This is a genomic window from Microbispora sp. CA-102843 (assembly GCF_050936215.1).
GTDB lineage: Bacteria > Actinomycetota > Actinomycetes > Streptosporangiales > Streptosporangiaceae > Microbispora.
The window spans coordinates 983,487-996,575 of record NZ_JBNJNF010000001.1; the positions used below are offsets into that span (position 1 = coordinate 983,487).

At 72.5% G+C, this 13,089-nt stretch carries 12 protein-coding genes; 3 read left to right on the forward strand and 9 right to left on the reverse strand.

From position 1 onward, the window contains the following. Positions 1-53 precede the first annotated feature (53 nt). The 7 genes from ACQEVJ_RS04600 to ACQEVJ_RS04630 all read right to left on the reverse strand — a co-directional run bounded on the left by ACQEVJ_RS04600 (position 54) and on the right by ACQEVJ_RS04630 (position 7,856). The gene (locus ACQEVJ_RS04600; protein WP_433097488.1) at positions 54-1,136 is read right to left on the reverse strand and encodes a hypothetical protein; all 1,083 of its coding nucleotides are present in this window, start codon (positions 1,134-1,136) and stop codon (positions 54-56) included. A 170-nt stretch (positions 1,137-1,306) separates the two neighbouring features. Beyond that, on the reverse strand, positions 1,307-2,215 hold the full coding sequence (locus tag ACQEVJ_RS04605) for a sulfotransferase domain-containing protein (protein ID WP_433097490.1): 909 nt from the start codon (positions 2,213-2,215) through the stop codon (positions 1,307-1,309). Then, on the reverse strand, positions 2,212-3,543 hold the full coding sequence (locus ACQEVJ_RS04610) for a lipopolysaccharide biosynthesis protein (RefSeq protein WP_433097492.1): 1,332 nt from the start codon (positions 3,541-3,543) through the stop codon (positions 2,212-2,214). The genes ACQEVJ_RS04605 and ACQEVJ_RS04610 overlap by 4 nt, the downstream gene beginning before the upstream one ends. Beyond that, on the reverse strand, positions 3,510-4,364 hold the full coding sequence (locus ACQEVJ_RS04615; protein ID WP_433097494.1) for a sulfotransferase: 855 nt from the start codon (positions 4,362-4,364) through the stop codon (positions 3,510-3,512). Before ACQEVJ_RS04615 ends, ACQEVJ_RS04610 begins: the two co-directional genes overlap by 34 nt. Then, positions 4,361-5,311 (reverse strand): hypothetical protein, encoded by a 951-nt coding sequence (locus ACQEVJ_RS04620; RefSeq protein WP_433097496.1) that lies wholly within the window; start codon positions 5,309-5,311, stop codon positions 4,361-4,363. The genes ACQEVJ_RS04615 and ACQEVJ_RS04620 overlap by 4 nt, the downstream gene beginning before the upstream one ends. Then, the gene (locus ACQEVJ_RS04625; RefSeq protein ID WP_433097498.1) at positions 5,308-6,603 is read right to left on the reverse strand and encodes a hypothetical protein; all 1,296 of its coding nucleotides are present in this window, start codon (positions 6,601-6,603) and stop codon (positions 5,308-5,310) included. The genes ACQEVJ_RS04620 and ACQEVJ_RS04625 overlap by 4 nt, the downstream gene beginning before the upstream one ends. Then, on the reverse strand, positions 6,600-7,856 hold the full coding sequence (locus tag ACQEVJ_RS04630; protein ID WP_433097500.1) for a hypothetical protein: 1,257 nt from the start codon (positions 7,854-7,856) through the stop codon (positions 6,600-6,602). Before ACQEVJ_RS04630 ends, ACQEVJ_RS04625 begins: the two co-directional genes overlap by 4 nt. A 311-nt stretch (positions 7,857-8,167) precedes the next feature. Here ACQEVJ_RS04630 and ACQEVJ_RS04635 point away from each other — a divergent pair, with 311 nt between their 5' ends. Continuing rightward, complete coding sequence (locus tag ACQEVJ_RS04635) at positions 8,168-9,196, forward strand: glycoside hydrolase family 26 protein (protein WP_433097502.1); 1,029 nt, start codon at positions 8,168-8,170, stop codon at positions 9,194-9,196. A 12-nt stretch (positions 9,197-9,208) separates the two neighbouring features. On the opposite strand, the gene cysC is transcribed toward ACQEVJ_RS04635, so the two are convergent. Beyond that, positions 9,209-10,651, reverse strand: coding sequence for an adenylyl-sulfate kinase (gene cysC / locus ACQEVJ_RS04640; RefSeq protein ID WP_433097504.1), 1,443 nt, complete (start codon positions 10,649-10,651; stop codon positions 9,209-9,211). Between cysC and ACQEVJ_RS04645 the strand changes: the two genes are divergently transcribed. After that, the gene (locus ACQEVJ_RS04645; protein WP_433097506.1) at positions 10,553-11,071 is read left to right on the forward strand and encodes a SigE family RNA polymerase sigma factor; all 519 of its coding nucleotides are present in this window, start codon (positions 10,553-10,555) and stop codon (positions 11,069-11,071) included. The two genes, cysC and ACQEVJ_RS04645, sit on opposite strands and share 99 nt — an antisense overlap. After that, a complete protein-coding gene (locus tag ACQEVJ_RS04650; RefSeq protein ID WP_433097507.1) occupies positions 11,068-12,327 on the forward strand; it encodes a hypothetical protein in 1,260 nt (419 codons plus the stop codon). The genes ACQEVJ_RS04645 and ACQEVJ_RS04650 overlap by 4 nt, the downstream gene beginning before the upstream one ends. Positions 12,328-12,331: 4 nt before the next feature. Here ACQEVJ_RS04650 and ACQEVJ_RS04655 read toward each other — a convergent pair whose 3' ends face one another. Further along, positions 12,332-13,063, reverse strand: coding sequence for a methyltransferase domain-containing protein (locus tag ACQEVJ_RS04655; RefSeq protein ID WP_433097509.1), 732 nt, complete (start codon positions 13,061-13,063; stop codon positions 12,332-12,334). Positions 13,064-13,089 lie beyond the last annotated feature (26 nt).

Consider the following 13,089-nt stretch of genomic DNA (forward strand, 5'->3'; position numbering starts at 1 on the left):
GAGCGGCCAGAGCATCAAGAAGCGCGGAGCGAGATCGAACGAGGAGGTCTCCTCTATCTACGCCAGGAGGATTCATTGCGCGTCATCCATTCGATGAGTTCTTCGGCTTCGGCAGGATTGCGCCCAGGACCCGTCATCAGGTCAACGGCGACCTGGGATGGCGCTGCGATCATCAGGCCGGCGGCATCGGCAAGGCCGCGAGCGAAGACGACGTCGATTTCGGGCTCGGCCAACATGACATTCGCCCCGGCATCGGCAGGGCGGAGATCCCAAAGCTGCGCGGATCGCTTGGCGTCCTGTGTATAGATCATCGCCGAGCGGGCGGGGGCGTAGGGGGCCCACGTAGCGGCGGCCAAGGTTCCGGTTACCGCGTAGCGAACAGAGCTTCCCGCCGCCCGCTGCAGGAGGTTCGATAGACCTCTCGGTGCTATCCAGCGGGTGACGCGGCTGTTCCGCACGAACCCGTAGTCCTCGCTCCATCGCCTCAGAAGTGCAACCCAGTCGGGCACGATGACAGCGCCTGAACTGTTTCGCGTCGCGAGGCCCTCTGCCTCGAGGAACTCGACCACCCGATAAGTCGACCCCGTGGAAACGCCTGCGATGTCAACCAATTCGCGGATCGCCCACGATTTGTCATGGTCCAGCAGCGCACGTGCGATCTTGGCCGCAGGAGCGCCCTTCAGCGTTCCGCGCGGTCTGCCGGGACCGCGCCACGGGTCGCGGTCAGCCCCTCGGTCCGCTATGTAAAGTCCAGGCCGAGGCGCACTCACACGTATGTTGCCTGTCGCGTCGATGTAGGACAGGCCGGCAGTGGAGAGCCGCTCACGCACCGGCGGCGACAGGTATCTGGATACGACAACCCCACGGCTGCCTGGAATGGCTCCTGTGGAGGTGCTCAGTTGCTGAAGCAGTGCGGCGGTGTCGCGCCTTTCCACCAGGCGCTTGGCCTCCACCACTAGCACGACCGTGCTTCCATCTGGTGCGGTCACCTCCCAGAGCGCGTCGAAGCCGGCATCGGGGACGCTGCCGTGGCTGCGCGACCGGACGTCCCACCCGGTCGGCAACCGGTCTTTCAGCACCGCGATCCCGGCCTTCAGGACTTCAACCTCGTTCTGAGGCCGCGCCCTCGACTCCATCTACTCTCCAGCCCTCGTATCGTTCGGGAAACAGCCTACTTCCGCCGCCGGTGGAACGGTGGCATTTCCCGAACGTCGGTGCTGGTGCCCAACCACCTGGCCGGAACCCTGCGCGCCCTCCTCGCATCCCTCGGCGGCACCACCCTCGGCTAGCGGGAGCGATACGCCGATCAGTCGTACGCGAGGGCCCGTACGCGGGCGGCGTCCTCGTGGGGGAGGGAGGACGACGTGAGCGCCCGCCGGGAGTCCATCGGGCGGTAGGCCGTACGGGACAGGCCGGTCCAGGCGAAGGCGGGGCGGGTCGCGGCCTGGGAGGACGTGCAGGCGGCGGTTATCCGGCGGGCGGCGCGGCCGGTCCAGGGCAGGCCGCACCAGTCGTACAGCTCGCGGAAGCCGTCGAGGGGCGCGGCGCACAGATCCTCGTACCGCACGACGCTGATGCCGGCGGCACGCCGGGCCACCGTGTCGGTGACCCGTCGCGCGACCCGCCACAACATCGCCGCTCCGGTGACGAGGTCCCGGTTCCCGGCGAGCGGTCCGAGCTCGGCCACGTACGGGTGATCGCGCAGCAGGAGGGGCTGGCCGAGCAGCTCGCGCACGTCCACCCTCCAGCCGAGCCGTTGCCAGCTCCCGGCGAACGACACGGGGTCGCGGACCACGACGACCACGCGGCAGCCGAGGCGGCCGGCGAACCACTCGGCGGACAGGAGCGCGAACGGGTCGTCGAGCAGGGCCCGCCTGGCCAGCAGGCGGCCGAGGGTGAAGGCCGTGCCGTACTTGGCCATCCGCGCGAGGTCACCGGGCCCGTGGTTGCGCCGGATCTCGGCCCACCAGTTGTAACGCAGCGCGACCGTACGGGAGAACGCCGCCAGCCAGGGCGTCTCGTTGTCGGGGCAGAGGTACTGGAAGCGGTGTGTCACGGACGCGTCGAGCACGCCGGGGGAGCGGCCCGGCGGGCGCTGCGGGTTCAGCGGCTCGTTGACGTAGACCAGCCGGCCGCTCGCCGTGAGCATCCGGCCCACCCAGCTCGTGCCGCTGCGGGGCAGACCCGTGACCAGCACCGGCGGCCCGGCGGTCATGACGCCGCCTTCGCGGCCTTGACCGAGCGGCCTACGCCGAAGGGGCGCAGGCCGTAGCGGCGGTGGACCTGGACGGCGGGCAGCAGGTTCTTCACGAGCACGCCGCCCGACCAGCCCAGCGCCGCCCCCAGCGCGCCGTACGCGGGGACGAGCAGCACGTCGAGGGCGATCGTCACGGCGACGGCCGCGACCACGTTGGCCAGGCTGGCGGCCGCACGCCCGCCCGCGACGAGCACGACGTCGACCATGCCGCAGGCGGTCGCGACCATCATCGTGACCGACAGGACGAGCGCGATCGCGCCGCCGCCGGCGTAGGCGGGCCCGAACAGCGGCAGCAGCCACGGTGCGAGCGCCGCGTACCCCAGCCAGAGCGGCCAGGTGAGCACGACCAGCCACCTGGTGGTCGTCCGGTACAGCGCGCGGGCGCCGTCCAGGTCGCCCTCGGCCAGGGCCCTGACCAGCCGGGCCTGCGCGGCCTGGGCGAGCCCCTGACCGGCGAGCTGCCCCAGCACCTTGAACCGGGTCGCCGCCGTGTAGACGGCCGCCGCGGCGGGCCCCGCGAGCAGCGCGACGATCACCACGTCGAGCCGCTGGAACACCGACTGCACGGCCGCCGCGGCCGACCGCGGGGCGGTGTGCCGCCAGAAGGCGCCCACCTCGCCCACGTCGTACGGCCCGAGCCCGCGCAGCCGTACGGCGGCCAGCACCGCGCCGGCCACGGAGGGAAGCGCCCAGGCGGCGGCCAGCATCGGCGGCGGTGCCCCCGCTAGCACGGCCGCGGCGACGAGGGCGAGCTGCCCGAGCGGCTGGACGGCCCCGGCGAGCAGCAGCGTCGGCCGCATGGTGCCGAGGCCGCGGGTGGCGCAGATCAGCACGTCCGACAGGACGACGAACGGCAGGGCGGCGGCCAGCACGACCCAGACGCCGCCGGGCACGCCGGTGAGGCCGGCCAGCGGTCCGGCCGCCACGGCGACCCCGGCCCCCGTCACGGACGCGAGCGCGGCCACCGGCGCGAGGACCCCGCGGACCAGCCGCCGGCGCCCATCCCGGCCGGTGCCGTCGACGGACCGGTTGCGGGCCAGGGTGTGGACGAGACCGTTGCCGGTGTCGAGGCGGACGACGCCCGCGAGCATCAGGCACAGCGCGGTGGCCGTGAAGAACGCCCCGGCGGCCGCCGGGGCGAGCGACCGCGTCACCACCAGCACGAGCGCGAACTGCCCGCCCGCCGTGGCGCCCGCCGTGGCCAGACCGGCGGCTCCGTGTCGCATCAAGCCGCCCGGTCGCGACAGGCCGGTCAGCGCCGCCACGAGGGCACCGCTCCCAGCCACGGGACGAGCAGCGCGTCCCACGGCTCGAAATGCTCGCGAAGCCGCCGGTAGACCGACGCGGGCATGGCCTCCCGCGGCCGGGCGTTGTGCCGCTCGAACTCCACCCCGCCGAGCCGGGGCAGTCCCAGGAACCCGAGCACCCGGTCGTACGCGGCGCCGGGATCGCGGAACAGCAGTCCGCTGTCGAGGACCAGGATCCGGTCGCGCCCCACGAGCGGCTCCAGCCGGGCCAGTTGCTCGGCGTAGCGTCCCCGGGCCAGGTAGGCGTGGTGCCGGTGCGCGTGGCTCGCGTACCCGGGGACGGTCCGCAGCCGTTCTGCCTCGCCGGCGAGGCGCTCCGGCTCCAGCGCGAGGGCGCGCTCGAAGCACGGCTCCGTCTCGAATCCCCGTGCCAGCTCGTGCGCGTGGGCCGAGCAGGCCCGCTCGACCGGGTCCCGGACCAAGACGATCAGCTTGACCCCGGGAAGGTCTCGGGCGATGCGGGCCCCCGCCAGGGGATGGAACAGGTAGTAAGGGGCCGACTCGAACGCCTGGGGGGCATGGCCCCACCGGAATCGGAGCGCCTGCGCCCTGGACGTCAGCGGGAAGTGGGCGCGATACCAGGGCAGACCCCGCTCGTACGCCATGTCGAAGTAGTGGACGCCCTTGCGCAGCACCGGCTTCATGACCAGCGGATGCCGGGACAGGGCGCGGTACAGCGAGGTCGTGCCGCACCGCTGGGCCCCGATGATCAGGAACGAGGGCAGCACCCTGCCCGCGCTGGTCGCCCTCCCGGCGGCGAGCGAGACGGCGTGCGCCGAGTGTTTCAGCGTGGACCTCAAAGCAGGAACTCCAGGTGATCGACGAGAGGGTTCAGCCAGACGGCGGGCGGCCCGAGCGGCTCGTGGCCGTCGCGGCGGTGCCGCTCGGCCAGGGCGACCAGGTAGTGGACCGCCGTACGGCGGGCCAGGGCCACGTCGACGCCGAACGGTTCCAGGAGCCCGCCCGCCTGGGCGAGACAGGATCGGGCGGCGACCGGAGGCGGCATCCGGCGCAGCGCCCGGTGGAAGAAGTGGTGCAGGGCGTCGAAGCCGAGCGGCACGCCCACCGCGAACCGCTCCCAGTCCCACACGAGCAGCCGCCCGTCCGCCCCCGCGGCGACGTTCCAGGGGGTGAAGTCGCCGTGCCAGGCCGCCGCCTCCCCGGACCGCTCCGCAGGGCCCGTCTCCTCGTCGTACGGGCGGATGGCGGCGATCTCCCGTGCGGCCGAGGTGAGCAGGCGGGCGGGCACGCGGCGGGAGGCGACGGGCAGCGGCGACAGCATCAGCACCTCAAGGCCTTGCCACACGCCGTGATAGAGCACGTCGGGCGGCACGACGACCTTCAACGGCCGCCCGGCGAGCATGCGCAGCACCTCGCTCTCGTATCGCACCAGCCGCCTGGCCCGCGGAGAGTCGCCGATCTTCACGAACCCCGCGAGCCCCGACTCGTCGTACGCCTCCAGGATCGGTTTGCGGTTGGCGCGGCGGGCGGGCCTGACGTGGACGACGACCCGCATCCGGCGGGCGAGGACGTCGCTGAGGTGCGTCTCGATCGTGTCGGTCCCGCCGCCGACGGGCAGGCGGCGGCCCAGCGCGGTGTGCCACCACGCGCGCGGGACGACCCGCCGGGGGACGAGGCGGTGCGGCAGCACGCTGCGGACGCCCTGCCGGGCGCCTGGCCCGGCAGGGGGGAACAGCAGGGGCAGCACCTCATCCAGGTAGCCGAGACGATCGGCCGCGTCTCTCATCGCGCGTCCTCCCGGTCCGGTGCCACGGCGGCGTTGCGCCACAGCAGGGCGAAGGAGATCAGATACAGGGTCAGGGCGCTGATCAGCCCGTCGTAGACGAACATGTAGAGCAGCACGAGGATCATCACGAGCGTCCCCGCCTTGCCGATCGGCGTCCGGTCCGCCCAGTAGCGCCGCACCGCACCGGCGAAGAAGGCGACGTACAGCAGGGCCCCCGCGAAACCCTGGCTGATCAGCAGCAGCCACAGCTGCCCGTCGCTGCCGAGCGGGGGATGGCCGCACTCCACGCACCACGCGCTGCGGCCCGTCGTGACCGTGCGGTGGCTGCCGTACGCGTTGCGCGTGTTGCCATACCCGATGACCGGCGACGCGGCCGCGGCCCGGACGGTGGACGCGACCGTGAACGCGCGGATGCCGTTGCTGTTCGGGTTGTCCAGCCGTTGCGCGACGATCGTGCTCAGCGGCGACAGCAGGACCGCCGCCGCTGTGACGGCCGCGACCGCTCCGGCCAGGAGGGGGCGTCCGCCCCGGATCACCAGGTACGCCGCCGAGATCCCGAGCCCGATCCACAGGCCCCGGTTGAGCGAGTAGACGACCGGGACGGCGGCGGCGGCGAGCGCGAGCACGGCCGCAACCCGCCGGTACGGCCCGCCGTAGGCCCACCAGCCCACCACGAACCAGATCACCAGCACCGAGACGTCGCTGCCCCACGCGTTGGCCCACTCGAACGGCGCCTCCGGGCGCGGCGCGGCGTGCCCGAGCACGTGCTGCATCTGGGACGCCGTGGGGTGAATCAGGTTGGCGACGAACGGGTTGCCGCCGATCGACGGCGGCAGCGCCATCTCCAGTGGCGAGGTGAACGCGAAGCCCGGTGCGAGCACGCCGAGCAGCCCGCCCGCGACGGCCGTCAGGAACAGCACGCCGAGCCACCTGACCAAGGTGCGCTGCGGCAGCTCGTCATGGGTGAGGTTGCCCAGGTAGAGCACCATGATCAGGAGTGAGACATAGACGGCCAGCCGCATCAGGTAGCCGATGACCCGGCCGGCGGCGAACTCGCCGTACGTGCCGTCCGGAGTCTCGGCGAGCGCGAGCGCGCTGACCAGGTAGCCCGCCAGCAGCAGGGCCCACAGGCCGAAGCCCTTCGGCGCGCGGATCGGCCGCCTGCGCACCAGCACCACCGCCATCGGCACGGCCAGCACCACCACCGACAGCCCGCCCAGGCCGAGCGCCCACCAGACCGGATAACCCAGCAGGAACGCCGCGATCGGCCACGCCGCCGCCGACGCCCTCATGCGCCCCACTCCGCCGTCTCGGGGACGGGCGCGACGAAGCCCGGCGGCACGGCGACGGCGCCGAGCACGCGGGCGCCCTGCCGGGCGAGTTGCCGTACGGCCCGGGTGACCTCCGGAGAAGTCGTCCGCCGCAGGCCGACCAGCAGCAGGACGGCGTCGGGATGGGCGGACCGGCCGGTCACGACCGTCACCGGCACCAGATGCGCCAGCGCGGAGCCGAGGCCCTTGGCGAGCGACCTGGCCGTGCGCTGTGCCCCCATGCCTTTGAGGCTCCCTGCCCCCACGCCTTCGAGGAGCAGCCGGTGGGGCCCGCCGCCCAGGGACGTGGCCACGGCGGCGGCCATCTCGTCGAGGAACGCCGCATCCGGCCTGGCCGGAAGCTCGGCGAGCAGCGGCAGGCCGCACAATCGTTCGATGTCCGCGCAGGTGCGGATGCGGGTGTCCAGCCGGTCGCGGCCGAACGCCGCCCCCGCCCCGGCGAGTACGCCGAGGAACAGGCCGCTGCCGAGGAAGAGCGGCGGGCTCGGATGTGCCGGCCGCGCGGGCGGCCTGGCGGGGCTGATCACCGTGCCCGGCGTCACCGCGACGGTCTTGAGCGCGTCGTAGCGCAGCGTGAGGTCCGACACCTGCCGGGCGAGCACGGCCTGCCGCCGGGCCGTTCCCGGCGCCGCCGCGGTCTGGGCAGCCATGGTCTGAGCGGTCTGGGCGGTCGCCCCCCGGGTCGCGGTGGCCTCGTCGAGATCGCCTTCGACCTCGCGCAGCCGCGCGGCGATCAGCTTCAGCTGGGCGCCGATCGCGTCCTCGGCGGCGCGGGCGCGGTTGCGCAGGTAGGCATCCGCGTACGCCTGGGCTCCCGCCGCCGCGGCCCGGGGATCGGACGCCGAGTAAGAAATGGAGAGAATGGCGGAATTGGGGGGAACGTCCACTGTCACGTGCTCCCGTAATTCCTCCGGGTCCGGATTCTTCAGAATCGCGGCGGCCAGGGCGGAGACGACCGCCGATCGGGCGACCTGTGATTCGGTGTCGAGGTTGAGCGTTTCCCGTTGCCGGGAACTCGGCACGTTGAACTGTTCCTGCGCGCCGGTCGCCAGCACCTGCACCTGGGCGACCGCGGTGTAGCGCTCGGGGGTCACCGCGAGCGCCGCGGCCCCGCCGCCCACTCCCGCGAGCAGGCAGGCGGTGGCGACCAGGCGCCTGCGCCCGAGCACGGAACCGTATTCAGAGAGGTCGCGGCTGTGCGGCGGCAGGCTCATGGAACTCCCCGTGCCCTCGTTCGTCACGCGGCCGCGGCCACCGGTTGCCCCTGGGACGAGGTAGGGGCGGCCGGGCGCGTTCGTGGTCCCGGCGGCGGTCCGGCGGGATCCGGTCTCGAACTATAAGCCGCCATGGAGTTTCGTCCCCGCCTATTGCGGAATTCGCGTCAGGCAATGGCCGCTCAATTAGCCGATGAAAACGGATATTTCCGTACACGTGAGATGGGGAAACGGCCTCCAAAGCAACGGGGATTGATGGGATGGTGTTTGCCCATCCGTTCATTGCGTGGTCTGCCGAGGAAGGGGGCGCGATGAGACTCATCGCCGGCTTGGCCGTACTGGTGGCGGGGGTGTGTGTGACGGCCTGCACCGGCACCGCCACGAGCGGGCGGGTGCCGGGCGGCGCCGGGACGGCGCCGGTCGCCTGCGCGGTCACCGACAAGCTCATCCCGACGTGCGGGGCGTGGTGGGGGATCGCGCCCGACGTCTTCTCGGGACGCGGCCCGATCCGCGCGGTGGACATGGCCGAACGGCGCATGGGCCGCCGGGCCGACATCGTGCACGTCTACCACCGCGGCGGCGAACTCTTCCCGACCGCCGAGGAGCGGGAGATCGCCAAGGGGCCCCGCCTGCTGCTGGTGAACTGGAAACCGGCGCTCGACCACACCTGGGCCGAGGTCGCGCGCGGCGAGGTGGACGGGCGCGTCGACCGGCTCGCCGAGCACATCCGGCGCACCTTCCCCGGCCGGTTCTTCCTCACGATCCACCACGAGCCCGAGAACGACGTGCGCGAGGGCGGGGGATACTCACCCGCCGACTACGTCGCGATGTACCGCCACGTGGTGATCCGCCTGCGGCAACAGGGGGTGCGCAACGCGGTGACCGTGATGACCTACATGGGCGCGCCCAACTGGGCGATCAAGCCGTGGTTCGGCAGGCTCTACCCCGGTGACGACGTGGTCGACTGGGTGGCCTTCGACCCGTACGCGGACGACCGGGTGAGCGACTTCGCCGGGCTGGTCGACAAGACCCGGCCCGACGCGCCGGGCTGGCCCGGGTTCTACCGGTGGATGCAGGCCAGGTTCCCGGCCAAACCGATCATGATCGCCGAGTGGGGAGCCTTCGAGCGGTCCGGAGCGCCCCACTTCAAGCGCGACTTCTTCGAGTCGGTCCAGCGCCAGATCGGGGACTACCCCCAGATCAAGGCGCTGGTCTACTTCGACTCGCCGCTGGCGCCCCGGGGCGACACCAGGTTCGACACCACGCCGGGCGCCACCCGGGCGTTCGTGCGGCTCGGGGGGTTGCCCCGCTTCACGTCGACGCCGGTGCCGCCCTCCTGAGCTTCGGACGCCTCAGCGGACCCAGCCGCCCGAGGTGACGAGGTTCAGCACGGCGCCGACGGCGCGCTCGATCGTCATGTCCGTGGTGTCGAGGACGAGGTCGGCGTCCTCCGGCTCCTCGTACGGGTCGGAGATCCCGGTGAACTCCGGGATCAACCCGGCCCGCGCCTTCGCGTACAGGCCCTTGCGGTCGCGGCGCTCGCACTCCTCCAGCGGCGTGGCCACGTGGACGAGCAGGAAGTCGCCGCCGACCTCCTCGACCATCGCCCGCACCTCGTCGCGGGTCGCGGCGTACGGCGCGATGGGCGCGCAGATCGCCAGGCCGCCGTGGCGGGCGACCTCGGCGGCCACGAAGCCGATCCTGCGGATGTTGCGGTCGCGGTCCTCGCGCGAGAACGTGAGCCCCGCCGACAGCATCCGCCGCACGACGTCGCCGTCCAGGTAGGTGACCGTGCGACCGCCCCGTTCGAGCAGCGCGTCGCGCAGGCCCCGGGCGATCGTCGACTTGCCCGAGCCGGACAGCCCGGTGAAGAACACCACGAGCCCCCGCTTGTGCGGCGGCCCCGGGATGGTGACCGGCGCGGGACCGGCGTAGTGCTCGGTGGCGCCGTAGTTGCGGGCCACGTGCTCGCGGAGTTCGAGGTCGATCTCGGTGTCCTCGCGCGGCGCGAGCGGCACCGCGACCACCGTCGCCCCGGGGAGCCGCTCGGCCGCCTTGAGCGCGGCGCGCACCACGGCCGGGCCGCCCTCGCCGAAGACGAGGGGCATGAGGAGCACGGCCGCGTCCAGTTCCTCGGCGGTCGCCACCACGTCGTCGAGTGCGGCGCCGTCGAGCGGCCCGCGCATGGTCACCGCGAGGACCTCGCCGTCCGGCAGGTCCTTGCGCACCTCCTCCGGCGCACGGCGCAGCCGGGAGAACGGTCCGTACACGGGGGCGTCGAGTGCCTCGACCTGTCCGGCGGCGTGGTGGCCGTCCCGCTCCACGACGGTCAGCACCGCGACCGCCGCGCCCTCGGGGTCCCTGAGTGTCACCCGGTCGCCGGGCCCGAACTCGTCCGGGAGCGCGATCGTGATCGGGTCGGGCCAGGACGCCCCGCCGGGCAGCCGACCACGCTCGACCACGCTCTCCACCTCGGCCGAGGTGAGGAAACCGGTCAGCGGCGCGTACGCCCCGGACAGCAGCAGCTCCAGGTCGGCCAGCTCACGTGCGTCGGGCGTCCACTCGGTCATGGCTTCCGTTTCCGCTCGATTGTTCGCAGCTCGGTGGGGTCGGATACGCACCCTACTGGCAACCGCACGCATAGCGCGCCGGTGCTCGAGGCGTCTACAGGCAGACATTAATCCGAGGAGGTGCTCGTGGACGCCGCAGAAGAGCGACGATTCCGCGAATTCGTGTCGGCCCGCGCGCCGGCGCTCATGCGCCTGGCCTATCTGCTGACCGGAGGAGATCAGCATTCCGCCGAGGACCTGCTGCAGACCGCCCTGGCCAAGGTCGTCACCCGGTGGGGGCGGCTCGACGAGCCCGAGGCGTACGTGCGGCAGGTGATGTACCGGCAGCAGATCAGCTGGTGGCGGCTCGCCTGGCGGCAACGGGAGACCAGCGTGGCCGACGTGCCGGAGCGCCCGGCCGATCGCGCGGGCACCGATGAGGCCGAGCTGCGGATGATCCTGCGCCGCGCGCTCGCCCGGCTGACGCCCCGCCAGCGTGCCGTGCTCGTGCTGCGCTATCTCGAAGACCTGCCCGAGGACGAGGTGGCCCGGGTCCTCGGCTGCTCCGTGGGGACCGTGCGCAGCACCGCGCACCGGTCCCTCGCCCGGCTGCGGGCGACCGCGCCGGAACTCGCCGACCTGCGCCTGAGTGAGGTGATCTCATGACTCCCCGGATCCTGAAGGAGACCCTGGCGGAGTGGTCCCAGGAGGTTCGCGTTCCCGCCGACCTCGCCGACCGCGCGCTGCGCCGCCGGTCGCGGCTGCGCCTGACGAGATTCGCGGGGGCGGTCTCGTGCGCGGCCGTCGTGGCGGCCGTGGCCCTGCTGGTGCCGCTGGTCGTGATCCCCCTCTTCACCGAAGAGCCGATCTCGCAGGTCGGCGGGCCGCCGGTGGTGGTGCCCGTCGAGCCGTACCGGCAGACGACCCCCGCGGAGGACGTGCTCGCCGATACCGAGAACTCCCCGCCGAAGACGATGATCGCGGCGGGCCGGGTGGCCGTCTCCGCCTACTACACGGGGCGGTCGCGCACGGTCGCCGGACGCAAGGTGCTGGACCGCACGTGGTATCTCCTCGACCAGGCGACGGAGAGCTACGAGAAGACCGAGTGGGGCTGGACCGAGGTCGCGCCCGGCCTGCGCTGGGCGGCGGTGCTGGAGAAGGATCTGCCCGCACGCAGAATCGGGATCTTCGACATGGAGACCCGCACGGTGCGGGCGTGGGTGCCGGTGGACCACCCCGTGGGCGGCGTCGCCTGGTCGCCGGACGGCACACGCCTGCTGGCAACCGCCTACGACGAGTCCCCCGACCTGGACATGACGTCCGTCGACGAGCGGCGGTGCCCGGCACGGGTCGCGGCGACGCCGGAGGATCCCCAGGAGCCGCCGTTCCAGATGATCTCCACCAGCCGCACCGGCTTCTACGTCGTCGACGTGGCGACCGCGACGGCGGGGGACTTCCACGCCGTCGATCCCTGCTGGACCGACAACAGCAATGTCAGGCGCGACTTCACGTGGAGCAGCGACGGAACGTTGATCCGCGAGCGGAGCCTCTCCCAGTGGCCCGACGCCTTCCTGGACCTGGAAGGCCGCCCGCACGACGCGCCTGATGGGTACGTCGCGAGGGAGTCGAAGGCGGGCGTGTCGCCCGACGGCACGCTGCGCGCCGGCCCTGACGGCATGCCCACCCAGGTCACCCAGCTCTCGACGGGCGAGATCGTGGGCCGTCAGCAGGTGCTCCAGCTTCTCGCCTGGGCCGACGACCGCCGCCTGGTCGCGCTGGGCTGCGCGGGCACGTGCGGGAACGAGTTCCACAACGGCCTCGTCCTGGTGAATGTCGACGGCGAGGGCATGGTCCAGCTCTCGGCCTATAGGAAGAACAGCCTGGAGGCCGAGGCCTGGGAGCCGGTCCTGACCCTCAGGTAGCGGCTCAGATGAGGCGGGCGAAGTGGTTCTGCGGACGGCGGATCACCATCGTGATCTCGTCCTCGGTCCCGTTGAGCCCGCCTCGCGAGAGTGCGGCCACGGCCCGGCAGACCACGGAGACCAGACCGCCGTGCGGACCCCGCCGGGCCGGGCCGCTCACCGCCGAGTAGTCCTCGGCGATCATCAGCCCGCGCATCAGGCAGTAGGCCTGGATGCCCTCGCGGGAGGCCAGCGGCTCGTACATCGCCGGAAGCGGCCCCACGGACCCGGCCGGGGCGAGCGTGCGCCACAGCGCCCGTCGCAACCAGCGGGGGGTCGTCCGGTCGCAGAAGCCGTACGCCGACTTCCGGTCGCGCATCTTCAGCAGCAGCAGCCCGCCGGGGCGCAGCCCGGCCACGAGCCGGTCGAGCACGAGCTCGGCGTGTCGGATGCGTTCGAGGAGGAACGACACGTAGACGACGTCGAAGGAGCGTGGCGGGATCGGCACGAGACGCAGGTCGCCCAGGTAGGACGCCTCCAGGTCGCCGCGGTTGGCGGTGTGGACCCGCAGGGGCGGCAGATCCTCGTCCACTCCCGTCATCCTCGGCTCGTAGCGCCCCACGTCGAGGACGCCGCCCCGACCGCATCCGGCGATGAGGATGTCGAGCCGCCGTCCGAGCTGGTCGGTCCACTGCTCGCGAATCCGCTGGCTGAACACGTCGTCCTGGTCGGCGGACGACAACCGAACCTCTGTCATGCCACTGAGAGTAATCATTTGACGAC

Bases quoted from the DNA above. Each gene is read 5' to 3' on its own strand.
- ACQEVJ_RS04600 (WP_433097488.1), bottom strand. From the start codon at position 1,136: ATGGAGTCGAGGGCGCGGCCTCAGAACGAGGTTGAAGTCCTGAAGGCC.
- ACQEVJ_RS04605 (WP_433097490.1), bottom strand. From the start codon at position 2,215: ATGACCGCCGGGCCGCCGGTGCTGGTCACGGGTCTGCCCCGCAGCGGC.
- ACQEVJ_RS04620 (WP_433097496.1), bottom strand. From the start codon at position 5,311: ATGAGAGACGCGGCCGATCGTCTCGGCTACCTGGATGAGGTGCTGCCC.
- ACQEVJ_RS04625 (WP_433097498.1), bottom strand. From the start codon at position 6,603: ATGAGGGCGTCGGCGGCGGCGTGGCCGATCGCGGCGTTCCTGCTGGGT.
- ACQEVJ_RS04630 (WP_433097500.1), bottom strand. From the start codon at position 7,856: ATGAGCCTGCCGCCGCACAGCCGCGACCTCTCTGAATACGGTTCCGTG.
- ACQEVJ_RS04635 (WP_433097502.1), top strand. From the start codon at position 8,168: ATGAGACTCATCGCCGGCTTGGCCGTACTGGTGGCGGGGGTGTGTGTG.
- cysC (WP_433097504.1), bottom strand. From the start codon at position 10,651: ATGCTGATCTCCTCCGGTCAGCAGATAGGCCAGGCGCATGAGCGCCGG.
- ACQEVJ_RS04650 (WP_433097507.1), top strand. From the start codon at position 11,068: ATGACTCCCCGGATCCTGAAGGAGACCCTGGCGGAGTGGTCCCAGGAG.
- ACQEVJ_RS04655 (WP_433097509.1), bottom strand. From the start codon at position 13,063: ATGACAGAGGTTCGGTTGTCGTCCGCCGACCAGGACGACGTGTTCAGC.